Here is a 25,894-nt window from a genome sequence, read left to right as displayed (position 1 = left end):
TCGCCTTCATCGGTGGGCGGCCCTATTCCGGGGGTATGCACTGCCCCTTGCAGGAGCTGCCGCAGGCTGCGATCTTTTGATCTTCAAAAGCCAAAAGATCGCAGCCTGCGGCAGCTCCTACAGAGGGCGGTGCTGGATTTGAATACTGTGCAAGGCAATCAACCTATGTCCTCACGCGTCGCCAGCAAGTCGTCGGCCATCCCCGTCCATCACGTCGCCTCCCCGGCGCTGCTGATCCCCACCCTGCTGCTGTTCGTCTCCGGTGCCGCCGCACTGGTGTATCAGGTGCTGTGGATCAAGCAGCTGTCGCTGGTGGTGGGTGTCGAGGTGTACGCCATCACCACCGGGATCAGCGCGTTCTTTGCGGGCCTGGCGCTGGGTGGTCTGTGGTTCGGGCGCTGGGCCGACCGCTTGCAGCAGCCGGCGCTGCTGTATGCCGGGCTGGAAGTGCTGGTGGCGGTGCTCGGGGTGGGCGCGACTTTCGCCATGAGCCTGGCGGCCAGCCCGTTTGCCTGGCTGGAGGAACATGTGGGCCTGCTGGCCTGGGTCCTGCCGTTTGCGCTGGTGGGGCTTCCCGCCGTGCTAATGGGCGGCACCCTGCCGGTGCTGGTGCGCTCGTTGGCCAGCGATCCGCAGCAACTGGGCAAGGCCGGCGGCCAGTTGTATGCGGCGAACACCGCCGGGGCCATCGCCGGCACCCTGCTCGCAGGCTTCGTGCTGATTGCCGTGCTGGGCGTGCGTGGCAGTGCGTTGTTCGCGGCGATGCTCAACCTGCTGGCCGCCGCCGGGGCGCTCTGGTTTCAGCGCCAGCGTCCGTTGGTGAGCGAGGTGCCGGTCAAACATCACACGGACAAGGCGCCGGATCGTCTGGCGCTGTGGCTGTATGCGATTGCCGGCGGCGTGGCCCTGGGGTACGAGGTGGTCTGGTCGCAATCGATCGTACAGTTCATGAGCACCCGCACTTATGCCTTCGCCGTGGTGCTGGCGACCTATCTCACCGGTCTGTTCCTCGGCAGCGCCCTGCTCGCCCGCCGGGTCGATCGCCTGCGCGATCCCTGGGGCGTGTTCGGTTTGCTGATTGCCGGTGCCGGGCTGATCGCGCTGCTGGAAATCGCCCTGCTGGGACGCTGGCTGGTGCTGGCGCAAAGCGTTGTCGAAGCCTGGGTCCTGTCGTTCGATGCCAGCGAGTTGCTGGGCATGAGTGCGCGCTTTGCGGTGGCGGCGTTGAGCATCGTGTTCGTACCGACCCTGCTGCTGGGTGCGGCGTTTCCCGTGGCCCTGCGTTTGAGCGTCGGCCGCGAGCACGTCGGGCGCAATGTCGGTGAAGTGGTGGCGTTCAATACCCTGGGCGGGATCATCGGCGTGATGCTGTGCGGCTTTGTGCTGATTCCGCTGCTGGGGCTGGTGCGTACCCTGGGTTTGCTGGCCATCATTGCCGCCGCGATTGGCTACTGTGCGGTGCGCAAAGGCCATGGTGTGAAGAAAGGTCGACGCCAGGCGGTGGTCGCCATCGGCCTGGTTGCCGTGGCACTCGCGGTGTTTACCCCGGTGGGCAAACTCGCCGGTCTGTTGCCGGGTGCCCGCAACGGGAGCATCACCTTTTATGAGGAAGGACGCGGCGGCACGGTCGCCGTGGTCAGCCAGGGCAAGGGCCAGAAGACCTTCCAGCGTCTGTATATCCAGGGCGTCTCCAACACCGGCGACGCCATGCCGTCCCTGCGCTACATGCGGATTCAGGCGTTGCTGCCACTGTTGATCCATAACGGCGAACCGCGCTCGGCGCTGGTGATCGGCTTCGGCACCGGCATCACCGCCGGCGCCCTGACCCGCTATCCGGGATTGGAGCACCGCGTGGTCGCCGAACTGCTGCCGTCAGTGGTCAAGGCCGCTCCGCTGTTCAAGGGCAACTTCAATGCCGCCGCCGACCCGAGCGTCGACGTGCGCCTGCGGGACGGTCGCCAGGAACTGCTGCGCAATCCCCAGCGCTACGACCTGATCACCCTCGAACCGCCTCCGCCTTCCGCCGCCGGGGTGGTCAATCTGTATTCCCGGGACTTCTACCAGCTGGCCGCCAGCCGCTTGCAGAAACAGGGCCTGGTGGCGCAATGGCTGCCGCTGCCGACGCAGAACATCGACGACTCGCGCTCGCTGGTGCGCAGCTTCCTCGACGTGTTCCCCTACGCCAATGTCTGGACCAGCGAGTTCCACGAGATGCTGCTGGTGGGGTCGCTGGAGCCGATCGAACTGGATGCCGCAAAGATCGGCGCACGGTTCCAGCAGGACAGCGTGCGCGGCACCTTGCAAGATGTCGGCATCGGCTCGGCGCCGGCCTTGCTCGCCACCTGGGTGACCGATCGCGAAGGTCTGGAACGCTTCGCTGCCGATGCGTCGGCGGTGACCGACGATCAACCGCGCATCGAATACGCGCCGTGGGTGCGAGCCAAGGAAATCACCCGGGTGCTGCCGGCCTTGCTGGACCTGCATACCGCGCCGCCGCTGCTCAATGCCGATGCGGCTTTCATCGAGCGTATGGACACTCATCGGCAGCGGCTGATGCAGTTCTACAGGGCGAGCCTGCGTGCCTACGACGGCGACCGCGATGCGTGGGGGCGGGATATTCGCGAGGTGATGCGCGGGGATGGGGGGAATCCATATTACCGATGGTTTGTTGGCGAATGAGGAAGACCGGTGAATACAGTTTCATGTACGACGATCAAAATGTGGGAGCGCAGTTACTTCCATACATTTGACAGACACTGACCATCCGGCAAAGCTGAACCAGCCTGAACGCGAACCTGGACTACGGAAGTCGTAATGCCGACAGATAAAAACAAAACACAAACCGCAAAGCCCGATTCGCCACCGACCCCGATCAACCGCTACCTGTTCCCCGTCACCATCGGCATCCTGCTGCTGGCGGTGGTGGGCATCGGCTGGTTTCTGTTCGGCAGCAAGCCGGTTCCGGTCACCTATGCGCCGGTCAGCAAGCCCGCCGAGCAACAACCGGCCAAACCGCAGCCTGTCGCCATGGCGCCGGCCACCCTGGTCGATGAACAGCAATGCCAGGGCTGCCACAGCGCCCAGGTCAAGGACTGGCAAGGCTCGCACCACCAGTTGGCGATGCAGGCGGCCAGCGCCGAGACCATGCTCGGCGATTTCAACAACGTCACCTTCAAGGCGGAAAACGAAACCACCCGTTTCTCGCGCAAGGACGACGGTTTCTGGGTCAATACGCCGGGCATCGACGGCAAGAATGCCGACTTCAAGGTCGCCTACACCTTCGGCATCGCGCCGTTGCAGCAATACCTGATCGAGGTCGGCGATGGTCGTCTGCAGGCGCTGGGCGTGGCCTGGGATACCGAAAAGAATCGCTGGTTCCATCTCTATCCCGGCCAGGGCGTGACCTTCAAGGACCCGCTGCACTGGAGCAAACCCAGCCAGAACGCCAACTTCATGTGTGTCGAGTGCCACACCACCGGCTACAAGCGCAATTTCGACGCGGCGAAAAACACTTTCGATAGCAAGTGGAACAGCCTCGGCGTCGGCTGCCAGGCCTGCCACGGGCCGGCGTCCAACCATCTGCAATGGACGGCGAAAAAGACCGACCTGATCCACTCCGGTTTCGACGTCGACCTCAAGGACAAGAACGCCACGGTCGAGATCGAAACCTGCGCCCGTTGCCACGCCCGTCGCGCGCCATTGGGCGATGGCTACACCGTCGGCAAGCGCCTGATGGACGACTACCTGCCCAGCGTCCTGACCCGCGAGTTGTACGCGCTGGACGGCAAGATCAAGGACGAGGTGTTCGAGCACGGCTCCTTCGCGCAGAGCAAAATGTTCGACAAGGGCGTGCGCTGCAGCAATTGCCACAACCCCCACAGCGAACAGCTCAAGGCACCAGGCAACGGTGTCTGCCTGCAATGCCACAACACGGCGGGCAAGACGGCGGTCGAAGGGGTCGATGGCAAGGGCCTGCAGGCGAAGAACTACGACTCCGTCGAACACACCCGTCACACCATGGGCCAGCCGGGTTCGCAGTGTGTGGATTGCCACATGCCGGGCAAGTTCTACATGGGCAACGACTTCCGGCATGACCACAGTTTCAGCATCCCCAACCCTGAACGCGCCCGGAAACTCGGCACGCCGGATGCCTGCCTGACCTGTCACCAGGGCAAGGCCGGGGACAAGGTCACCGAGCAGTTCAAATTGTGGAGCAGCGCTGCGAATGTGCCGCAGGCCCCGCGTTACGACGAGAGCCTGTGGCTGATTCGCAATGGTCAGGCAGGCGCGGCGCAGGCGCTGTTCGAACAATTGCAGCGCAGCAATCTGCCGGCCATTCAGCGGGCAACGCTGTTGGCCGAGCTGCCGGCCTACCCCAGCGAACAGGCACTGAAACTGGCCAGCAAAGACCTGAGCCACCCGGCGCCGCAGGTGCGCGAAAGCGCCGTGCATGCGGTCAGCGCCTTCCTGCCGCCGCCGGAGCGGGCGCAGTTGCTGTCGCCGTTGCTGAGCGATCCGGTGAAAGCCGTGCGCATTGCCGCAGCGCGGGATTTGCTCGGCGTGGCGCGCAATGGCCTGGGCGCTGCGCAAGGCAACTGGAACAGCGCCATCGCCGAGTACGAGGCGGTGCAGAAAAGTCTGCTCGAACGCGCCGAAGCCAATCTCAACCTGGCGTTGCTGTATCAGGCCAGTGGCCGCAATGGCGAGGTGGAAGGCCTGCTGCGCTCGGCGCTGCTACGCGATCCGGACTTCTACCCGGCGCTGGTGACGCTGGTGCAGTGGCTGGAGGGCAATGGTCGCAATCAGGAGGCGCAAACGCTGCTGGCGCAAAACCTGAAAGATCACCCCGACGCCGCCCTGCTGCAACACACCCAGGGCCTGGCACTGGTCCGCGCCGGCCAGACCGCCCAGGCCATGCCCTTCCTGCACAAGGCCGCGCAACTGGAACCCCAGACCGCGCAATACGGTTACGTGCTGGCGGTGGCGCTGCATGACAGCGGCAAGGTCGACGAAGCCTGTGCAGAGCTCGAACGCCTGTTGAAACTCGACCCCACCAACCGCAACGCCCGCCTGGCGCTGATCCAGTACTACCTCAACAACGGCCAGGAGCCCAAGGCCCAGGTGCTGTTGCAGGGCTGGAAGAAAATGAACATGGGGGATCCGGCTCTAAAGTGACAGAGTGATGTACTCACCACATCATCCTGAATGACATAAACCTGTGGCGAGGGGGCTTGCCCCCAAATCGATCAGCTGTCGCCGGCGGATCGTGCGGCGCTGGTTCGGATCAATTAAGAAAGATCAAAAGATCGCAGCCTTCGGCAGCTCCTGCATTGGTATCGTGCACGGGCCGCCGCAGGTTGCGATCTTTTACCGTCTGCGGAACAACGGTCGCGGCTCGATTACCGAGCGCCCGTATAGCACGCTCATCCCCGCCAGCCCTTTCAACGCATCCTCGGCGGATTTGTCTTCGCGTACGGCAAAACTGTCGAAACCGCATTGGCGCATGTGGCTGAGCTGATCGCGCAACACATCCCCGATGGCACGCAGTTCGCCGGTCCACCCCAGTCGGGTACGCAGCAGATAGGCCTGGCTGTAGGCACGGCCGTCGCGCAAGCTTGGGAAATCCAGGGCGATCAATGTCAGCTGCTCAAGCCACGGCTTGAGACTTTCCACCTCATCGTCCGGCCCCAGCCACACCGCCTGTTGCTGCGGGCTTTCCAGCCACTTGGCCAGCGGCAGAATCAATGCCGCGCCAGACAGCGGCGCCTCCAGGTCCCTGACCAGCGTCCACGGATCCTGAACATCAATCCGCGCCACACCCTCCTCCAGCCGCAACAGATTGTTCATGCCGACACCTCCAACGCTTTCGGATAAACCGACTCCTTGAACGGTTCAAGGCCAATGCGCTGCACGGTATCGACGAACAACTCTTCGCTTTCCCGATAACGCACGAACGTCTCGACGATGCGCTCGATGACGCCGGGCACTTCGTTGGCGCTGAACGACGGGCCGATGACCTTGCCCAGTGCGCTGTTCTTGCCCTGGGCACCGCCGAGGGTGATCTGGTACCACTCGCTGCCGTTCTTATCGACGCCCAAAATGCCGATGTTGCCGATGTGGTGATGGCCGCAGGCGTTCATGCAGCCGGAAATGTTGAGGCTGATGTCGCCCAGGTCGTGCAAATAATCCAGGTCTTCGAAACGCGCGGCGATGCCCTGGGCGATGGGGATCGACTTGGCGTTGGCCAGCGCGCAAAAATCGCCACCGGGGCAGGCGATCATGTCGGTGAGCAGGCCGATGTTGGCGCTGCCCAGATTGTGCTCGCAAGCCAGACTCCAAAGCGCGAACAGATCCGCCTTGGGCACGTCCGGCAGCACCACGTTCTGTTCATGGGCGATACGGATTTCGCCGAAACCGAAGCGCTCGGACCAGTCGGCGATCGCCTCCATCTGCGCGGTGGTGACATCCCCCGGCGGCGAGCTGATGCCGGGCTTGGTCGACAACACCACGCTGACGTACCCCGGCACCTTGTGCGCCTGCACGTTGCGCAACACCCAGCGGGCGAAGGCCGGGTTCTGCGCCATATGGGCGCCGAATTCCAGATCGATACTCGCCAGATCACGATACCCCGGGGCGACGAAAGCACTGGCGACCCGCTCGAACTCATCAAGGGTCAACTGCGCCGGGCCGTCCTTGAGGTATTGCCACTCCTCCTCCACTTCCCGGGCGAAAGCTTCGATGCCCAAGGCCTTGACCAGGATCTTGATCCGCGCCTTGTACTTGTTGTCGCGCCGGCCGTGGCGGTTGTACACCCGCAGCACCGCTTCGACGTAGGACAACAGGTGCTGCCACGGCAAGCCGTCGCGGATCTGCAAACCGAGGATCGGCGTACGCCCCAGGCCACCACCGACGATCACCCGCAGCAGCATCTGCCCGCCTTCGCCCGGATAAAGGTAGAGGCCGATGTCATGCATCATGATCGCCGCGCGGTCCTGTTCGGCCGAGCAGATGGCGATCTTGAACTTGCGCGGCAGGAACAGGAATTCCGGGTTGATGGTCGACCACTGGCGCAGGATCTCGGCCAGCGGGCGCGGGTCGATCATTTCGTCCGCCGCGACCCCGGCGAAGGCTTCGGTGGTGATGTTGCGCACGCAGTTGCCGGAGGTCTGGATCGCGTGCATCTCGACTTCGGCCAGGCGCTCGAGAATCTCTGGCACCTGGGCCAGCTCAATCCAGTTGAACTGCATGTTCTGGCGGGTGGTGAAATGCCCGTAGCCGCGATCGTAATCCCGGGCGATGCTCGCCAGCGTGCGCATCTGCCGTGCGCTCAGGGTGCCGTAGGGAATCGCCACCCGCAGCATGTAGGCGTGCTTTTGCAGGTACAGGCCGTTTTGCAGGCGCAACGGCAGGAACTCTTCTTCGCTCAGCTCGCCGGCCATGTAGCGCGCGACCTGATCGCGAAACTGCGCAACCCGCTCGAACACCAGCGCCCGGTCATAGTCGTCGTACTGATACATCTGGGTACCTCATCAGGGTTGGTTCCGCTTCCCTGTAGGAGCGAGCGTGCTCGCGATGGACTCAAAGACACCGCTGGGTGTCAGGTTTCCCGCGTTATCGTTGACGACCATCGCGAGCAAGCGTGCTCCTACAGTTTTTCGATGACTATGGGCTTGCGGCGCAGCGAGTTACAGGCTCACTTCAACCTGAAAAAACCGTATCAGAGGGGGTTTGAGCGCACTGGCACCATGGTTATGCCTGATCCGCACAAATGAACTTTTCCTGAGCCTGTTTTGAAATGGCCGGTGTTTTTACAGTTGCCCGACTTTGCAACCGTGGAAGCATCGAGCATGAGCACAGCAACTCTCGGACAGGCTTATAACTACAAGGTCGTGCGCCAATTCATCATCGCCACAGTGGTCTGGGGCGTCGTGGGGATGGCGATGGGCGTGTGGATCGCCTCGCAACTGGTATGGCCCCAAATGAACCTGGACCTGCCGTGGACCAGCTTCGGCCGCCTGCGACCGCTGCACACGAGCCTGGTGATTTTCGGCTTCGCCGGCAGCGCGCAATTCGCCGCCAGTTACTACGCGGTACAGCGCACCTGTCAGGTGCGGCTGTTCTGCGACACGCTTGCCGCCTTCACCTTCTGGGGCTGGCAGTCAGTGATCGTGGTGATGCTGGTCAGCCTGCCGCTGGGCTACACCACGACCAAGGAATACGCCGAGATCGAGTTCTCGGGCGCGGTGTGGATGACGGTGGTCTGGGTGGCTTACGCCATCGTGTTCTTCACCACCGTGGTGCGACGCAAGACCAGACACATCTACGTCGGCAACTGGTTCTTCGGTGCCTTCATCGTGGTGATCGCGATGCTGCACGTGGTCAATCACCTGTCGATACCGGTGAGCTGGTTCAAGTCCTACCCGGTGTATTCCGGTGCCACTGACGCCATGGTCCAGTGGTGGTACGGGCACAACGCCGTGGGCTTTTTCCTGACCACCGGTTTCCTGGGGATGATGTATTACTTCGTGCCGAAACAGGTGAACCGGCCGGTGTACTCCTATCGCCTGTCGATCGTGCATTTCTGGGCGCTGATCACCCTCTACATCTGGGCAGGTCCCCACCACCTGCACTACACCGCATTGCCGGACTGGGCGCAGTCGCTGGGCATGGCCATGTCGCTGATCCTGCTGGCGCCGAGCTGGGGCGGGATGATCAACGGCATGATGACCCTTTCCGGCGCCTGGCATAAATTGCGCACCGACCCGATCCTGCGATTCCTGGTGCTGTCCCTGGCCTTCTACGGCATGTCGACGTTCGAAGGGCCGATGATGGCGATCAAGACCGTCAACGCCCTCTCCCACTACACCGACTGGACCATCGGCCACGTGCACGCCGGCGCACTGGGCTGGGTGGCGATGATCACCTTTGGCGCGACCTATCACATGGTGCCCAAGGTCTTCGGCCGCGAGCAGATGCACAGCACGCCGCTGATCAACCTGCACTTCTGGCTGGCCACCATCGGCACCGTGCTGTACATCGCCTCGATGTGGGTCAACGGCATCACCCAGGGCCTGATGTGGCGTGCGATCAACGACGACGGCACGCTGACCTATTCCTTCGTCGAAGCCTTGCAGGCCAGCCATCCGGGGTTCGTGGTGCGCTTTGTCGGCGGCGTGTTCTTCCTCACCGGCATGCTGCTGATGGCCTGGAACGTATGGCGCACGGTGCGGGTGGCGGACGTGTCAATGGCCGAGCGGGAGGCGCGGATAGCTTGATGATGGAGATCATGTTGAATGTCTTGGGCGTGGCGTTTTTGTGGTTTGCCGTCGAGTACTGCCTGCGGCACCAGAGCGCTGAAAGCCTGGATGAGGCGAGCCTGATTCCGTTTGCCGATGACCCCGAGGTGGCGCGGCGGGTTGAGGTGGCGACGGGCAAGACCATCAATGCAGTCGCGCCGGAGGAGCCCAGGGCGGGCTGGATCAATATGGAGATCTGAAAACTGCAACGCCCAATGCAGGAGCTGCCGAAGGCTGCGATCTTTTGACTTTGCTTTTAAACATCAAAAGATCGCAGCCTCGTTTCACTCGACAGCTCCTACAGTGGGACTGATCAATCAGGCATCGAACGCAACCGCGCCATGCTCAGCACATCGACCCACTTCCCGTCCCGCAAGCCGTAATCGCGCAACACACCTTCAGTTTCGAACCCGAATTTGCGGTACAGGCCGATGGCCGCTTCGTTGTCGACATACACGGTCAGCTCGATGCGCCGCAGGTTCAGCCAGTTGTCGGCGATGTCCAGTGCCGCCGCCAGCAGCTTCGACCCCACGCCCTTGCCCTGCCACGCCACGGCTACGCCCATACCGAAGCTGCCGGCATGGCCGCGGCGCACGCGGGCATACTGTTCCATGCTGATGTTGCCGATGACCGTGCCCTGATGCACCGCCACCAGCTGCACCTTGCGCTCGTTGTCGGGGTCGATGCGCTTGCGCCACAGCTCCATGGACGGAAACGGCATTTGCAGGGTCTGCCGGGCGAAAGCGGGTTCGTGGTACAGCGCGGTGATGCCTTCGAGGTGGGATTCGTTGAGGCGTTCGAGGGTGATGACGGAGTCGGTTGCGGGCATGGGTGATTCGTCCTTGATGCGGGGGTGGCTGGTCACTCTAACCTGCCGATCTCCCGGATGGCGAGGTTCCTCCCCCTGTAGGAGCCGAGCTTGCTCGCGATGGACTCACAGACGCCGCGGGGCAACAGGTTTCCCGCGTTATCGTTGAGGACCATCGCGAGCAAGCTCGGCTCCTACAGTGGGTGGAACCAGTCCTGCCGCTCGCGGAAGGTGCCGTGGATCATTTCCACCAGCATCTGTACCTGCGCCTCGCCCTGTGTCTCGGCGTTCACCGCCATCCACACCTGCCGCTGCATCGGCTGGCTGAACAGTTCCGGCAACCCGATCAGGCCCCGATCGAAGCGGCTCATGTAGCCCGGTAGCAGCCCGATGCAAGCACTGCAACGGATCATCTCCTGCATCAAGCCATAGGCATGCAACTGCACCACCCCGGCCAGACGCTGGTCGACCAGCGAGTTCCACGGCCGAAAGCTTTCGATCTCGCGGTCCTGCTGCCACTGTACCAGCAAGAAGTCCGCAAGATCATCGAGGCTGTCGGGCCGCGAGGCCGCCCGGGAATAGCGCTTGGCGATGTGCGGCAGGTAATCCACTCGCGCCAGACGTTCAGGCTCGGCGGTGGCGAAACTCGGGCCGGGCAGCGGCGCGTCGGTACCCGCCAGCCACACCACCACATCGGCACTTGCCGCTTGCAGGGCCAGTTCGCTGTCGAGGGTGATGATGTCCAGACGCACACTGGCGTTGCGCCGCAGCAGCGCCACCAGGTCGCGACCGAGAATGTCGTGCAGGATCGATTCGGAAACAGCCAGACGCACCTGCGGTTGTTCGATCACCGGCAGATCACGTTCGTGGGCCAGCGCGATCAGTTGCGCCTGCAATTGCAGCCCGTCGCGGCTCAGGGCTATGCCGTTGTCCGATGCGCTGAACAATGAACATTGCAGTTGCGCTTCGAGCTGGGCCAATTGTTTGCGCAGCAGGGTCGCCTTGATGTTGAGGCGGCGCGCGGCCTGCATGTAGCAGCCGCAACGGGCGGTGACGCTGAAACACTGCGCCAGCAGCGGGTCGATCTGCTGCGCAGGGACGCGCCAGGCGCTGGAGCTGTTATCGGTGGACGCACGGTATGGCGCGATGTAGCGCTGGCCGGCAGGTTCCATGAATGACATTGATGACTCCCTGTCGATCTCTGGGGAATACCATCGTGCGTATCGTTCATGAAACGGATATGACAGTCGCTCAGGTGCTCGGGCTTTGCCGGAAACTCACCGCCAGCCGATTCCAGCTGTTGATGGTGGTGACGGCGATGGTCAGGTCCACCAGCTCGCCTTCGCTGAACTGCTCCCGTGCCTGTTCATAGACGTCGTCCGGCACATGGTTTTCCGAAAGCAGCGTCACCGCTTCGGTCCAGGCCAGGGCGGCGCGCTCGCGGGGGTTGAAGAAGTTGCTGTCGCGCCAGACCACGATGGAATACAGGCGCCGGTCGGTTTCGCCCAGGCGCCGGGCATCCACCGAGTGCATGTCTGTGCAGAACGCACAACCGTTGAGCTGCGAGGCGCGGATCTTGATCAGGTGCAGCAGCTGCGCTTCGATGCTCAGGCTGCTGGTCAGCGCTTCCATGGCGATCATCGCTTTCATCGCCTTGGGAGACGCGCTGTAGTAGTCCAGACGAGGGTTCATGGCAGGCCTATCAAATCAGGTGAGATAGTTGAAGAGTGGCACAAGCGGCGGATGACGCCAGATCCAATTGTGCGAAAAAACGGGTGACCACTTTAATCACCTTCGCGCTCAACTAACGGACAACTCCACACCAGGTCCAGATACACGCACAGGCTCTTCTCAAGTTGAGCAATTCAACTTCACAATCAACTATTGGCCACCCCGATAACTTCAAAATTGGATATTCCTTGCCGCGCCAAACGCTACTTAAACTGGCGCCGTCATCCAGACACTCCCAACGCTAGCTCAAAGGTAAACATCATGAAAAATCTGGTTATCGCAGGCAGCCTGTTGTGCGCAGCTTTCTCCGGCCTGACTTTCGCCGAAGGTGGCAGCGATCGCCTGATCGAACGCGCAAACGCCCGAGTTCAAGAGCTTGCCGCACAGAACGAACGCATCAAGCACGACAACAGCAGCACCGCCGAACGTACGCAAAGCCTTCCTGTCAAAGCCAGCTGAGTTTGGCAATGACTGGCTCCCCGGTTCATCCTTGCAAGCTAGACAACTTGCAAGGATGAGCATTAAAACAGCGTTACAACTGAAATAAAAAAAGCCCTGCAATAATCATTACAAGGCTGATGGTGGAGATACCAAAACTGTAAAAAACTTCGAACTTCTCTTTACCGAAACCTATGAACTTGAACTGGGCGCCATCCTAATCATCAAGTGCCTTTCGGCCAACGGCCAATTCCTCGATTTTTCCGCAGACCACTGCCGCACTAGTCCAATTCAGCGTTTTTTCCCTGCACAACTTCATTCCCGTAGGCCAATCCGGGTAATCTTTCGCAACGCACGCCGCGAACAGATCACCGCAGGAGCCTGTCGGTATGGAACTTCATGTTGTCATCAACGGCCGCAAGGATCTGGCGGGCCAGTTGTACAACCAACTGCGCAGCGCCATCGAATCGGGCCGCCTGGCAGCGGGGACGCAGCTTCCACCCAGTCGTTTGCTGGCCGAGCAACTGGGCATTTCGCGCAAGACCATTTCCGATACCTACGCCCAACTGACCTACGAAAACTTCCTCACCGGGGTGATCGGCAAGGGCACCTACGTCAATGCCCGTGCTTCGAAGGTCGAGCGCAAGCAGAACCCTTCGGAGCTGGCCGGATTCGAGGTGATCGAGTCCTGGCGCAACCTGCCGGTGTTCCTGCGCCACCCGACCCTGGAAGGTTCGCTGCGTTATGACTTCATCGGCGGCGCCACCGGCAAGGGTCAGTTCCCCCAGGATGACTGGCGCCGCTGCACGGCCCACGCCTTGCGCCAGATCGCCTCGTCCAAGGGCTTCTACAGCCTGGCCGAAGGCCTGCCGGCGCTGCGCAATGCCATCGCCCGGCACATCTCGTTTTCCCGGGGTGTCAATTGTCAGGACGAGGACGTGGTGGTGTGCAACGGCGCACAGCAGGCCCTGGACCTGATTTCCCGCGTACTGACCCGGCCCGGTAGTATCGTGGCCATGGAAGACCCCGGTTATCCGCCGGCGCGCCTGCTGTTCGGCACCCATGGGGCCACGGTGATCGGTGTTCCGGTGGACGCCGAGGGCATCCAGGTGGACAAGATTCCCCTTGGCACACGGTTGATCTACGTTACGCCTTCGCACCAGTTTCCCCTCGGCATGCCCATGAGCCAGGAACGGCGCGTGGCCCTGCTGGCCAAGGCCCACGAGTTGGGCGCGATCATCATCGAGGACGACTACGACAGCGAATTCCGCTACGAAGGCCGGCCCACCGACTCGCTGCAAAGCATGGACGAACGGGGGATCGTCGCCTACGTCGGCACCTTCTCCAAGACTCTGCTGCCCGAACTGCGCCTGGGTTACGCGATCCTGCCGCCGGCGATTCTCGAAGCGGTGGTGCGCGCCAAGCAGCTCACTGACCTGCATACCTCCACCCTGCCCCAATGGGCGCTGGCCAAGTTCATCGCCGAAGGCTGCCTGCTCAAGCACATTCGCCGTTGCCACACCATTTATGCCGGCCGGCGCGAGCGCATCCTGGCGCGCATGGCCGGCGATCTGTCGCCTTGGCTCGAAGCGGTGCCGACCCGGGCCGGTTTCCACATGGTGGTGCTGTGCAAGGTGCCAATCGACGTGCCACTGGTGATCGAACTGGCGAAAAAGGTCGAAGTCGGGCTGTATGCCATCGACAGTTTCTATTACCAAACGCCACCACGGGACGGTTTCTTCCTTGGCTTTGGCGCCATCGAGACGCTGGACATCGATATCGCGCTGGACCGGCTGCGAGACATCCTGCAACAAGTCGCCTGACGGATTGGTATCCCGCTTTATCCGGCGATTGGCTATTGGTAGTCCGGGGGTGCAGGCCTATCCTGCAAGGGTGAAATCTCTCAATGAGCAGGATTCGTCCGACCTGATTCAGGAGTGTGAGCCAATGTCCTACAAAGTGATCAATACCGTAAAGGTGCAGGCCGTCTCCGGCCGCTCGGAAGAACTGGGTAAGCAACTGCAAAAGATTGTCGACACCCTGCGCGAAACCCCGGGCTGTGACTCCTATATGGTCGACCGCTGCCCCGAGGACAGTAACCGCTGGACCGTCAGCGCCCACTGGCAATCGGAAGCGGCGATGCAATCGCACTTCAACAGCCCCGAGCTGCAAGGCTTCATCGACCTGATCGACTGCCAGCTGGCCAATGCCGTGGATTTCAACAGTTTTCCGATTCGCTGATAGCAAAAAGCAAAAAGCAAAAAGCAAAAAGCAAAAGATCGCAGCCTGCGGCAGCTCCTACAGGGAAATGCAATCCCATGCAGGAGCTGCCGCAGGCTGCGATCTTTTGTTTGTTGTTTCCCCACCAGATTGGTCCCCTGACCTTCCTGAGTATTGGCTGTTTGTTTGGCCCCCGCCGCGGACTAGATTTGTCCCTGACAACTCATCCCACGCAGGTAATGAACATGAACCTTTTGCGCTTCTGTGCCGCTTCCCTGGTTGCCCTGTCCCTGACCGTTTCCGCCTCGGCCTTCGCCCATGGGCCTTCGGAAAAGGTCACGATCCTGCAGGATCAAATGCTCAAAAACGTACCGGGCAAAAAGGCACTGATGATTGAAGTGGACTACAAGCCCGGCCAATCTTCCATTGCCCACAGGCACGACGGAACAGCAATGGCCTATGTGCTCGAAGGTGAAATCACTTCGCAAGTCAAAGGCGAAAAAGAAGTGACCTACAAGGCCGGTGAGTTCTGGTATGAAGCGGCGGGTTCCGAACATCTGGTCTCGAAAAACGCCAGCAAGACCAAGCCTGCGAAGTTGCTGGTATTCATGGTCCTGTCGCCGGACGAAGAAGTACTTGTCCCCTTGAAAAACTGATCGCTGAACCGGCAGCCATAAATAAAAAGGCCTGAATCGACGATTCGGCCTTTTTTATATCCCGTGGCAATTAACCGACTTTCTTTACACCAAACAAAACTACCGACGCTCTGACAACCATACGTAGGGGTTATTTCATTAAATAATTACCGGTTTAACCTTGAGTGACCGCCGATGAACTCGGCACCCTCAATTGGCGACTGCTTTCCCGACTGCTTTTGCATAGGAGATACACCATGAAACTTGCCCTGGTCAGTACGCTGGCAATGACGGCGCTGTTAACCGGTTGCTCGATCCCTACGGCACCTTCCGCGGTTTCCTCGCTGGACGGCATCTTCAGCGAGCCGGTGGGCCGCAGCAATGCAACCCGTATTCCCAATGGCAGCCAGGTTTCCCTGGGCGTGGTCTACAGCCGCAACACCCAGACCAACCGCGCCTACCTGCAGGACTACCAGGCCAACGCCGGCACCGGTTTCGGCCAGAGCCTGCTGGTGCAGCCGATTCACGATGCCTACGTAGCCACCTCCAGGCCCGATATGGCGGTGGACTGGGTCAAGGCCTCCCTGCAGCGGCAGTTCGGTTCGGTCACGGTGTATCCGGACATGCAGAGCCTGAAGGCGGCCAAACCGGATGTGATCGCCGTGGTGGATACCCGCAGTCAACTCATTACCTCGCGCAGTTCCGACATCGAGTCGGATGTCAGTGCGCACTTCTACGACAGCCACCTCAATTACATCGGCACCGCACAGGGTCGTGACGCGATGGAACTGAGCCCGGTCTGGGCGGACTTCAAGCGCAGTGAAGACATCGTTGCCGACATTAATGAACAGCAAAACATGCAGGTCAGGGCGCTGCAGAAGTTCGACCAGTCATTGAACAGTTTGTTGAGGAATCCGACTGATAATGTGTCGATGATTGATAACAATTCCGGCACGAAGTTGTATTGACTCCATCGCGACCAGGCTCGCCCCCCACAATAAGCCTGTATGCACTTAGTCTTGTGTACTGCGACTAGAACTGTGGGAGCGGGCTTGCTCGCGAATGCGGTGTTTCAGAAACATATAGGCTGACTGACACTCCGCATTCGCGAGCAAGCCCGCTCCCACGGGGATAAGTAACTCAGTAGCAATATCAGGCAATTGTTCCGCACTATCGACAAAGCTGAACTCCATTACTCTGGCCGCTCGCACGACGCGAACTCTCAAAGTCATGGAGATCATTATGAGTACAGACCAGAAAAGATCATTTATCGCACGCATCCGCTGCGACGACACCCCGATGAAGTTCTTCGAGCAAATGCTCGGCAACAGCGCAGGCCAGGGCAATCTACTGACCACCTCTCATCGATACTCCAACCTCAGCCAAAGGATGGTGCGGGCGCATAGAACCTACGATCGCACAGTCCGGCACAGGTCGTCCGAGATGGTCGTCTATTTCCGTTGCTACGACGATTACTACAACATCCAGATTCGTAGCGAAGCCTATTTGGGCAAATACTTCAGCAAAAACCCCCACGGCCTGCTGGGAGCGTTTGCCGGTGCGGGCGGCAATACGACTTCGTTCAACTTGCTGAACATGGATCACGACATCATCACCCTTGATGACCTCAAGAAAGACAAAGCCACGGTTTATCTCAAGGCCAGGAACGCCGACATCATAAAACGCCATGTGGTAGAGAACCTGAAGCTGTATGCCTATACCGATCAGGTCGGTGAACCGGTGACCTTCACATTGAAGATCCTGGAACGCGATGCGCCCTATCAGACCGGTTCGACCCCTTACCCCCTGTTCATTGAACCCAGGATTCAAGACGACGACGAAATGTGATCACGCGCAACTCCCAACCCATCACTGAAAAAAAAGCCCCGTATCTTTCGATACGGGGCTTTTTTTCATTCAACGGCCAATCAGACTGCTGGTTCCAGCTCAGCCTTGGCAGGGGTGGCGGCTGCCACCGGTGCCTGTCCGCTCAAAGCCAGGTCCAGCAACTCGCGGTTGGCCACCGCGTACATGGCGTAGTCGGTGCCGCTGGCAGCACGGATTTCCACCAGCATCGCGCGCCAGCGTTCGATCATGCTGGCGTGTTGCGCCATCCACGAGTCCAGACGTGCTTCAACCGAGGCTTCGCACAGATTCAGGACCGAGATGGTGATCGCACGCTGCTGCCAGTCGACGTCATCGCGGAACGCTTCACGGGCCAGGGCCTGCCAGTTGTTTTCAACCGGCAAGGCGCTGATCTGTTGCAGGTACCAGGTGATGTTCAGCTCTTCACCCACAGCGAAGAAGGCTTTCGCCACTTCAGCCGGATCCTGACCGGTTACGTCGGACGCCTCGATCACCGGCAGCAAGGTGTACAGGTGCGAGGTACCCGCAACCATGCGTGCCAGCAACTCCGGAACGCCCGCCTCGACGTAGGCTTCGTAGCGGTTCTTCCAGTTTTCCAGGGTCGGGCCGGTCAGCAGCTCGTTCAGGCTCAGACCCAGCTCTTTCAGGTGCGGACCGAAGTGGGCGACGTCACGGGCAGCGTTCTGCTCGTTGCGACGGCTGCGCAGGAACCAGCGCGTAGCGCGACGACCCAGGCGCATCAGCTCGTCCATCAATTCCAGTTGCACGTCAGCGGAAACCTTGTAGTCCAGGGCTTCGATCTGACGGAACCAGTGCGGGAGGTGGAAAATGTCACGCACGATCACGTAGGCGCCGGCCACGTTCGCCGGGGTCATGCCGGTCGACTCCTTGAGTCGCTGAACGAAGGTGATGCCCATGTGGTTGACCAGATCGTTGGCGATCTGGGTGCTGACGATTTCGCGCTTCAGACGGTGACGACGCATGGCGTCGGAGAACTTGTTCACCAGCGTCGGCGGGAACGCGGTTTCCATGTCGCGGGTCAGGTAGTCGTCGTCCGGCACCAGGGAGCCCAGCAGCTGCTCCTTGAGGTCGATCTTGCTGTAGGAGATCAGGACCGACAGCTCCGGACGGGTCAGGCCGTGGCCGGCCGCGACGCGTTCGTTGATCTGCTCTTCCGACGGCAGGAACTCGATGGCGCGATCCAGCTTGCCGCGGCCTTCCAGATCGTTCATCAGACGCTTGTATTCAGCGATGCGTGGCAGGGCACGACGAGCAGCCAGGGACAATGCCTGGGTCTGCTTGTAGTTGTTGCCCAGAACCAGGCCACCGACTTCGTCGGTCATGCTCGCCAGCAGTTCGTTGCGATGCTTGGCGGTCATGTCGCCCAACTGAACCATTTCGTTCAGCAGGATCTTGATGTTCACTTCGTGGTCGGAGCAGTCCACGCCACCGGCGTTGTCGATGAAGTCGGTGTTGGAACCGCCGCCATTGAGACCGAATTCCACACGACCCAGCTGGGTCATGCCCAGGTTACCGCCCTCGCCCACCACCTTGCAGCGCAGCTCGTTACCGTTCACGCGCAGTGCATCGTTGGCCTTGTCGCCGACATCGGCGTGGCTTTCGGTGCTGGCTTTGACGTAGGTCCCGATACCGCCGTTCCACAACAGATCCACCGGTGCCTTGAGCAAGGCATTGAGCAGTTCGGTCGGGGTCAGCTTGTCGGCCTTGATGTCGAAACGCTCTTGCATCTGCGGGGAAATCGCGATGCTCTTCGCGCTGCGCGAGAAGATGCCGCCGCCTTCGGACATGATGCTGGTGTCGTAATCCGACCATGCCGAACGCGGCAGGTCGAACATGCGCTGACGCTCGGCGAAGCTGGTCGCCGGGTTCGGGTTCGGGTCGATGAAGATGTGCATGTGGTTGAAGGCCGCGACCAGTTGCAGCTTGTCGGACATCAGCAAGCCGTTACCGAACACGTCGCCGGCCATGTCGCCGACGCCCACCACCGTGATGCTGTCTTCCTGGACATTGATGCCGCGCTCGCGGAAGTGGCGTTGTACGCCCACCCACGCGCCCTTGGCGGTGATGCCCATTTTCTTGTGGTCGTAACCGGCCGAACCACCGGAGGCGAACGCGTCGCCCAGCCAGAAGCCGTAGTCGATGGCGATGCCGTTGGCGATGTCGGAGAAGGTAGCGGTGCCCTTGTCCGCCGCCACTACCAGGTACGGGTCGTCCTGGTCATGACGCACGACGTTGGCTGGCGGAACCAGCGCGCCGTCCTTCAGGTTGTCGGTGATATCGAGCAAGCCCGAAATGAAGATGCGGTAGCAGGCGATGCCTTCGGCCGCGATCTCGTCCCGGCTGCCGCCCAGCGGCAGGCGACGTGGCAGGAAGCCACCTTTGGCGCCTACAGGCACGATCACCGAGTTCTTCACTTGCTGGGCTTTTACCAGGCCCAGGACTTCGGTACGGAAGTCTTCTTCACGATCGGACCAGCGCAGGCCGCCACGAGCAACGTTGCCGAAGCGCAGGTGCACGCCTTCAACACGCGGCGAGTAAACGAAGATCTCGAACTTCGGAACCGGTTTTGGCAGTTCCGGGATCAGGTGCGGGTTGAACTTGAAGCTGAAGTACGACTTGTTATGGCCGTTGGCGTCGGTCTGGTAGAAGTTGGTACGCAGGGTCGCCTTGATCAGGTCCAGGTAGCGACGCAGGATGCGGTCTTCGTTGAGCACCTGAACGTCGTCCAGGGCGCTGAGAATCGCGTGTTCCAGACGTTGCTGCATGTCGTCCAGGTCGTCGCTGCTGAGCTTGCGCGCCAGGTAGAAACGGGTCTTGAACAACCGGGTCAGTTCGCGAGCGATGTCGGTGTGGTTGTTCAGGGTGCTGGCGATGTAGCCCAGGTCGAAGCCCAGACGGATCTGCTTCAGGTAACGGGCGTAGGCACGCAGCAGCGCCACGTCGCGCCAAGGCAGGCCGGCGGTCAGTACCAGACGGTTGAACGCATCGTTTTCGGCATCGCCGCGCACGATGTGGACGAAAGCGTCCTGCAGGGTGTCGTTGAGTTGCTGGATGTCCAGGTCCAGGCCTTCGGCAGCGGTGAAGGCGAAGTCGTGAATCCAGAACTCGCGGCCGTTGGTGTGACGCAGGCGGTACGGGAACTCACCCAGCACGCGCAGGCCGAGGTTTTCCAGGATCGGCAGCACGTCGGACAGGGCCAGCGGAGTATCGGCGTGGTACAGCTTGCAGTGCAGCTCGCGCTGACCGGACACCTGGCCCAGCGGCTGATAGAAGCTCATGACCAGCGGCTTCTTGTCGGTGAGGTTGAGCAGGTGCTGCATGTCGACCACGGCCGAATGCGCGGCGAAACGCTCGCGGTAGCCGGCCGGGAAGCCTTTCGGGAAGTCGGCCAGCACGTTGGTGCCCTGGGCTTCGCCGAAGGCTTCGACGGTCAGCGCGGAGTAATCGTCCTGCCAGCTGCGGCAGGCCTGGATCACTTCGTTTTCCAGCTGCTGCGGGTCGATGTCGATGCGGTTTTTCGGGTCGACGCGCAGGATCAGTTGCACGCGGGCCAGTACGGATTCGGAGAAGAAAGTCCAGAACTCGCAGTCCGAGGCTTTCAGGCGATCCATCAGCACTTGCTGGATCTTCTGGCGCACTTCGGTGGAATAGATGTCACGCGGCACGTAGGCCAGGCAGTAGCAGAAGCGGCCGTACGGGTCCTTGCGCAGGAATACGCGGATCTTGTTGCGTTCCTGGATCTGCACGATCGACATCACGGTGCTGAACAGCTCGTCCACCGGTGTCTGGAACAGATCGTCCCGTGGCAGCACTTCCAGAACCTGTGCCAGTTCCTTGCCCAGGTGCGCCTTGGACTGGAAGCCGGAGCGGTGTTCGATTTCCTCGACCTTGCGGCGGATGTACGGGATGGTCCGCACGCTCTCGCCGTACACCGACGAGGTGTACAGGCCCATGAAGCGGCATTCCTTGATGACCTTGCCGTCGGCATCGATTTCACGGATCGACACGTAGTCAGGGTAAGCCGGACGGTGAACACGACTTGGGTGCGCCGCCTTGGCGAAGGTCAGCAGTTTCGGTTCGCGCAGGTAGTTCACGGCGTAGTCTTCGATGCGCGTGTCATCGTAGGTCAGGCCGGTGCGCAGGGATTTGGTCAGGCCCAGGAAGGAGCTCTGGTCGTACTCGATGTGGCCGCCATCGGCCTGATCGGTGACCACGAACTCTTCGTAGCCCAGGAAGGTGAAGTGGTTGCCCACCAGCCATTCCAGGAAGCCCTTGATTTCGTTCTTTTCTTCGGCATCGACGGCGAAACGGCTGTTGTCCAGGTTGCTCAGGATTTCCTGGACCTTGGCTTTCATCGGTTCGAAATCGGTCACCGCGGCACGTACTTCGCTGAGCACTTGCTCCAGCTCTTTGGTCAGCACGTTCAGTTCGGCGGTGTTGGCGCAACGGTCGATTTCCAGGTACATCAGCGACTCATGCAGCACGTCGTCGCCCTGGGTGCCCTTCGGCAGGATTTCCAGCAGCTCGCCCTTGGCACCGCGACGCACGCTCAGCACGGTGGTTTGCAGGGTGTGGATGCTGTAGCCGCGACGGTTCAGCTCGGTACGCACCGAGTCCACCAGGAACGGCAGGTCGTGGTGCAGCACTTCGACCGCGGTGTGGGTCGACTGCCAGCCGTGGCGTTCGTAATCGGGGTTGTAGACACGCACTTGCGGTTGCGCGTGATCGAAGCGCTCGAGCAGGCGCCATGCAGAAAGAGTACAGCCAGCGAGGTCGGACAAACGACGCTGGGTCAGTTCGTCCATGGAGATAATGCCGAAGAATTGTTCAGCGAACAGCGCCACTTGTGGCAGTGCCTGTTCACTGATGTGCTGCGCCAGTGCCGCTTGCAGTTGGTGCTGGAAGTCGGCTTTGCTGGCTGCGGTGAAGAACGCCATCTGTGGTACTCCGCTAGGGCTTGTTATTGATGGAAGCGTCGCGCGAAACACCCCTGTTCGGGGCTATGTTTCAAAGCTGCCCGTCACCCTGTTCCTGATTCTCGGGCAGAGGAAACAGGGTGACAGGTGGGTGAAGCTGGACGAGACACTCTGGTCACATTCACCTTCCGTGAATGGGCATCTGCAAAAACGACTGACCGCGTACGGCGCAATGTCTTTACAGGTGCACATCCGTTGCGCAGCTTAACGAGTGCGGCAAGGCCCATTCTTGCGATGCTGCGACATATTCGGTCATCGGCACGCAGGTTCGTCGCGGCGCATCGAACAACACTAGCAGCCTGGTCCCAAATTGGAGGCTTTCCGAGCAAATCAAGCTGCAAATTGCGGCTGAACGCTTGAGTTGTGACCGTTTGTGTCACTTGTGCGACGTTAGCGGACCCTCCCTGAGTGCGGAACAGTCCATGGACGCTTGCAACGACTCCAGACCCCAGCACGACCAAATCAGTCGACAAAGTCTTCGATCGCCTGAAATTTACTCAAGGTGGCACAGTCGTAACACATCGTAATGACGGTCAGTTTGTCCATGCTGGCGTCGATGTTGCTGGAATCACACTCGCGACAGAACAGTTGCAAATGCCCTTGCGGAGAGTCTCGGTCCATGGCACCCGGAAAAAACTTCGGCACCAGTTCATCACGCCAGTAAAGCCCGGGTGACTTTGCGAAACCGGCACCACAGTCCTTGAGCACGACGTCATACAACAAACGCTGCAATGCCGATTGCGGTACTCGAGAGTCGCGATAGGCCGTCTTGCGCCAGTTGCGCACCAGGGCGTCCTGCGAAGTGCGCAGCATGTTGCGCGGAATGGTATTGGAAGCGTGGGTTCGCCCCTTGGAGTTACCGGTTGCATAAAAATGCGCGGCATTTCTGACTGCCAATCGGGCGAAGTAGTAGATGTGGCTGACCGAAAAGTTCTGCAGAAGCTGCCCGATCACGGTTTTCGCACTGCCTTGCGCGCTGAAGACGAAACTCACTTCGTTGGCCAGTACGTGGATGTACTGAAGCGACTCTTCCCGCGCCAGACGGAACATCAGCGCATACAGCTCGCTTTTCCACACCGGCTGCACATTTGCCGACAACTCATGATAAAGGGCTGTAAACAATTCATCGCGAGCGCAGCAAACGCCTGGCTCCAGTGCAACATTGGGAATCCAGCGAACGGCGAAGTAGTTGTTGATCAGACACCCGGAAGTTCGGTCGAAAGCCCTGATATCCGACTGCACATCGACTGACAACACACCCTGTTCATGGAGGCTTTCAACCAGCTCCTTGCTGAACCGGTCACCGGGTGACAAGGGTTCAGTTCTGGACGGGGCGTCCAGCGGCTCGATGCTGTCCTTGCTTGCAGCGCTTCCATCATCCAGCAGGGCGAGCAAGACCAGCTTCTGGACAAAGCTCAGCGAGGCAAAAGGTACTGGCGGGCTGGGTGTTGCGTAGCGCTTCTCCAGTTCAAGCCTTTCACGATTGGCCTGCTCGGCGATTTCCCGTTGCCTGACCTTGTAACACTCGGTGCACGGACAATGCCTTTGCCGACCGTGGTTCGACGTGATGTGCAGGTGCTCACAACTGACGCACTTGAATGGATGACGCAGCGAGGCCGAGGTGCCCTTTGCGTATCGACGCATCCACATGGGCAACTCGCAGTAGGGACAGGTCAAATCCTTGCTGATGATCGGCGGCAACAACCTCAGCAAACTATGGACATTCCCCGGAATATTGAATTCGCTGACCAGCGCCGCGCTTTTTTCACCATTCAGATAGCGCTCGTAGATTTCTTCCACCTGCTCATCCGACAGGTGACTGATCTCAGGCGCCCTCGTGAAATACTGACTCATCCAAAAAGATCCTTTTTTCGTTATCTTCCGTTCTCCAACCTAAGGCACATGAACCCGTTGGGACAGGTCAAAACGCCGAGCTCAGAGCGTCATCAGACTTTTCATGTTTGTATCCGGGAAATATGCGTCAGAAATTTCCTTCATCATTCAGAAAACCGCCGATATCCAGGCTTAGAAATTCAGCAGACTGATAGTGAAGAGCAGAAATTTCCGCGCCTGAATCAGCAGAATGACTTGTAAGCTGGCAAAATCGCGTTCTTTGTCATCCCCGCCCCACTGAGCCAGGAATTCCCCATGCAAATGACCACCGCCCTCTTGATCGTCAACCCGTGCGACGACGAAGAAGACAACATGGCCATGCTCTGCTGCCACAGCACCAAGGGCGAAATGTTCCTGATGACCCGCTATCCCGACGAGGACGAGCTGGAAATCACCCTCGATGGCGAGCCTTCAACCCTGGACGGCGTAAAGGTGACCCTGAGCGCGACCCGCCTGCTGATCGAAATCGCCGCGTCGGACGCAGATGCGCTCAATGGCCATGATTCGCTGGAGATCATCCATAGCACCGATGCGGGGGATCTGGCGGAGGTTGAAGAGACCTTGCAGAACATCCTCAAGGGCACCGGGACCTACGTCAGCCAGCTGTAATGACTGTAGGAGCGAGGCTTGCCCGCGAAGGCGCAGTGTCAGGCGACATTGATGCTGGATTTGCCGGCCTCTTCGCGGGCAAGCCTCGCTCCTACGGTGTTTGGTGATTTGTGGCCTGGCACGGAATCTGTGGGCTTGCTCGCGAAGGCGGGGTGTCAGGCGACGTCAATGTCGGATTTGCCGGCCTCTTCGCGGGCAAGCCCGCTCCCACAGGGGTTGTGATTACCCGGGCTTTTTTGTGCCGACCACAGGACCTCTAGGAGCGAGGCTTGCCCGCGAAGAAGCCGCTGGCGACCACACGACCTTCAATTTCCCCTCTTCATCCCGCACTTTCCCCAAAATGCCGTTAGTCGCCGCCCCCTGCGATGGATTAAAGTAACGCCCCCAGCCCCGGCGTTTTCCAAACGGCCTCGGATACCTTTTTGCAGGAACAGTCATCGATGGAACATCGTGAAGCGCTTCTCGCGCTGCGAACCTTTCTTTCAACGCAGATTCTCGGCCAGGAAAAGCTCATCGAGCGCTTGCTCATCGCCCTGCTCGCCGACGGCCACATGCTGGTCGAGGGCGCTCCGGGCCTGGCCAAGACCAAGGCCATCAAAGAACTCGCCGAAGGCATCGAAGCCCAGTTCCATCGCATCCAGTTCACCCCCGACCTGTTGCCTGCCGACATCACCGGCACGGAAATCTATCGTCCGGAAACCGGCAGCTTCGTGTTCCAGCAAGGGCCGATCTTCCACAATCTGGTGCTGGCGGACGAAATCAACCGGGCGCCGGCCAAGGTTCAGTCGGCGTTGCTTGAGGCCATGGCCGAGCGCCAGGTCAGTGTCGGGCGCAGCACCTATGAGCTGTCGCCGCTGTTCCTGGTGATGGCCACCCAGAACCCCATCGAGCAGGAAGGCACCTATCCCCTGCCTGAAGCCCAGCTCGACCGCTTCCTGCTGCACGTGAAAATCGGCTTCCCGGACGCCGCGGTCGAACGCCGCATCCTGCAGCAAGCCCGTGGCGAAGCCCTGAACGGCGAAGCCAAGCCTGAACGGCGGGTCAGCCAACAGGCGATTTTTGCCGCGCGCAAGGAAATCCTCGGCCTGTACATGGCCGATGCCGTGGAGGAATACCTGGTGCAACTGGTCATGGCCACCCGCAACCCGGCCAAGTTCGACCCGGAAATGGCCGAGTGGATCGCCTATGGCGCCAGCCCGCGCGGTTCCATCGCCCTGGACCGTTGCGCCCGTGCCCACGCCTGGCTGGCCGGTCGCGACTTCGTCAGCCCCGAAGATATCCAGGCGGTGCTGTTCGACGTATTGCGCCACCGCATCATTCTTTCCTTTGAAGCCGAAGCCGCTGGCATCGACCAGGACCGCGTGGTCCAGCGGATTCTCGACGTCGTAGCCGTCGCTTGAC

At 60.5% G+C, this 25,894-nt stretch carries 19 protein-coding genes; 12 read left to right on the top strand and 7 right to left on the bottom strand.

Annotated features, from left to right (window positions below; all coding sequences use genetic code 11):
• The first annotated feature begins 165 nt into the window (after positions 1-165).
• On the top strand, positions 166-2,679 hold the full coding sequence (locus tag HNO86_RS18035; protein WP_175378289.1) for a fused MFS/spermidine synthase: 2,514 nt from the start codon (positions 166-168) through the stop codon (positions 2,677-2,679).
• Positions 2,680-2,814: 135 nt separating this feature from the next.
• On the top strand, positions 2,815-5,175 hold the full coding sequence (locus HNO86_RS18030) for a tetratricopeptide repeat protein (protein ID WP_175378288.1): 2,361 nt from the start codon (positions 2,815-2,817) through the stop codon (positions 5,173-5,175).
• Positions 5,176-5,367: 192 nt separating this feature from the next.
• Here the strand turns inward: HNO86_RS18030 and HNO86_RS18025 are convergent, their stop codons facing one another.
• Together HNO86_RS18025 and HNO86_RS18020 are read right to left on the bottom strand one after the other, a co-directional pair.
• Complete coding sequence (locus HNO86_RS18025; protein ID WP_175378287.1) at positions 5,368-5,847, bottom strand: DUF934 domain-containing protein; 480 nt, start codon at positions 5,845-5,847, stop codon at positions 5,368-5,370.
• Positions 5,844-7,517, bottom strand: coding sequence for a nitrite/sulfite reductase (locus tag HNO86_RS18020; RefSeq protein WP_175378286.1), 1,674 nt, complete (start codon positions 7,515-7,517; stop codon positions 5,844-5,846). Before HNO86_RS18020 ends, HNO86_RS18025 begins: the two co-directional genes overlap by 4 nt.
• 330 nt (positions 7,518-7,847) lie before the next feature.
• Between HNO86_RS18020 and ccoN the strand changes: the two genes are divergently transcribed.
• The gene (gene ccoN, locus HNO86_RS18015; protein WP_175378285.1) at positions 7,848-9,275 is read left to right on the top strand and encodes a cytochrome-c oxidase, cbb3-type subunit I; all 1,428 of its coding nucleotides are present in this window, start codon (positions 7,848-7,850) and stop codon (positions 9,273-9,275) included.
• Positions 9,275-9,496, top strand: coding sequence for a cbb3-type cytochrome c oxidase subunit 3 (locus tag HNO86_RS18010; RefSeq protein WP_175378284.1), 222 nt, complete (start codon positions 9,275-9,277; stop codon positions 9,494-9,496). The genes ccoN and HNO86_RS18010 overlap by 1 nt, the downstream gene beginning before the upstream one ends.
• A 113-nt stretch (positions 9,497-9,609) precedes the next feature.
• On the opposite strand, the gene HNO86_RS18005 is transcribed toward HNO86_RS18010, so the two are convergent.
• From HNO86_RS18005 to HNO86_RS17995, 3 genes are all read right to left on the bottom strand, one after another.
• Positions 9,610-10,125, bottom strand: a complete 516-nt coding sequence (locus HNO86_RS18005) for a GNAT family N-acetyltransferase (protein WP_175378283.1) — start codon at positions 10,123-10,125, stop codon at positions 9,610-9,612.
• A 173-nt stretch (positions 10,126-10,298) separates the two neighbouring features.
• A complete protein-coding gene (locus HNO86_RS18000) occupies positions 10,299-11,285 on the bottom strand; it encodes a LysR family transcriptional regulator (protein ID WP_175378282.1) in 987 nt (328 codons plus the stop codon).
• Between the two features lie 70 nt (positions 11,286-11,355).
• A complete protein-coding gene (locus HNO86_RS17995; protein WP_175378281.1) occupies positions 11,356-11,796 on the bottom strand; it encodes a carboxymuconolactone decarboxylase family protein in 441 nt (146 codons plus the stop codon).
• A 300-nt stretch (positions 11,797-12,096) separates the two neighbouring features.
• Here HNO86_RS17995 and HNO86_RS17990 point away from each other — a divergent pair, with 300 nt between their 5' ends.
• The 6 genes from HNO86_RS17990 (at position 12,097) to HNO86_RS17965 (ending at position 16,976) form a co-directional block, all read left to right on the top strand.
• A complete protein-coding gene (locus tag HNO86_RS17990; RefSeq protein WP_175378280.1) occupies positions 12,097-12,294 on the top strand; it encodes a hypothetical protein in 198 nt (65 codons plus the stop codon).
• Between the two features lie 368 nt (positions 12,295-12,662).
• The gene (locus tag HNO86_RS17985) at positions 12,663-14,096 is read left to right on the top strand and encodes a PLP-dependent aminotransferase family protein (protein WP_175378279.1); all 1,434 of its coding nucleotides are present in this window, start codon (positions 12,663-12,665) and stop codon (positions 14,094-14,096) included.
• Positions 14,097-14,220: 124 nt separating this feature from the next.
• Entirely contained in the window at positions 14,221-14,514 is a 294-nt protein-coding gene (locus HNO86_RS17980; RefSeq protein WP_175378278.1) for an antibiotic biosynthesis monooxygenase family protein, read from the top strand.
• Between the two features lie 224 nt (positions 14,515-14,738).
• Positions 14,739-15,149, top strand: coding sequence for a cupin domain-containing protein (locus HNO86_RS17975; protein WP_175378319.1), 411 nt, complete (start codon positions 14,739-14,741; stop codon positions 15,147-15,149).
• Between the two features lie 236 nt (positions 15,150-15,385).
• Positions 15,386-16,096 (top strand): ATPase, encoded by a 711-nt coding sequence (locus tag HNO86_RS17970; RefSeq protein WP_175378277.1) that lies wholly within the window; start codon positions 15,386-15,388, stop codon positions 16,094-16,096.
• Between the two features lie 274 nt (positions 16,097-16,370).
• Positions 16,371-16,976, top strand: a complete 606-nt coding sequence (locus HNO86_RS17965) for a hypothetical protein (protein WP_175378276.1) — start codon at positions 16,371-16,373, stop codon at positions 16,974-16,976.
• Between the two features lie 80 nt (positions 16,977-17,056).
• On the opposite strand, the gene HNO86_RS17960 is transcribed toward HNO86_RS17965, so the two are convergent.
• Both HNO86_RS17960 and HNO86_RS17955 read right to left on the bottom strand, forming a co-directional pair.
• Positions 17,057-21,952, bottom strand: a complete 4,896-nt coding sequence (locus tag HNO86_RS17960; RefSeq protein WP_175378275.1) for an NAD-glutamate dehydrogenase — start codon at positions 21,950-21,952, stop codon at positions 17,057-17,059.
• A gap of 501 nt (positions 21,953-22,453) precedes the next feature.
• A complete protein-coding gene (locus HNO86_RS17955) occupies positions 22,454-23,791 on the bottom strand; it encodes a hypothetical protein (protein WP_372242541.1) in 1,338 nt (445 codons plus the stop codon).
• A 348-nt stretch (positions 23,792-24,139) separates the two neighbouring features.
• On the opposite strand from HNO86_RS17955, the gene HNO86_RS17950 reads away from it, so the two are divergent.
• Entirely contained in the window at positions 24,140-24,493 is a 354-nt protein-coding gene (locus HNO86_RS17950; RefSeq protein WP_175378273.1) for a hypothetical protein, read from the top strand.
• 440 nt (positions 24,494-24,933) lie between these two features.
• Entirely contained in the window at positions 24,934-25,893 is a 960-nt protein-coding gene (locus HNO86_RS17945) for a MoxR family ATPase (protein WP_175378272.1), read from the top strand.
• Position 25,894: the final 1 nt, after the last annotated feature.

The sequence above is a fragment of the Pseudomonas sp. C1C7 genome, assembly GCF_013359595.1.
Classification (GTDB): domain Bacteria; phylum Pseudomonadota; class Gammaproteobacteria; order Pseudomonadales; family Pseudomonadaceae; genus Aquipseudomonas.
The sequence above is the reverse complement of the archived record's forward strand: the minus strand, read 5'-3'. Positions and strand labels throughout refer to the sequence as shown.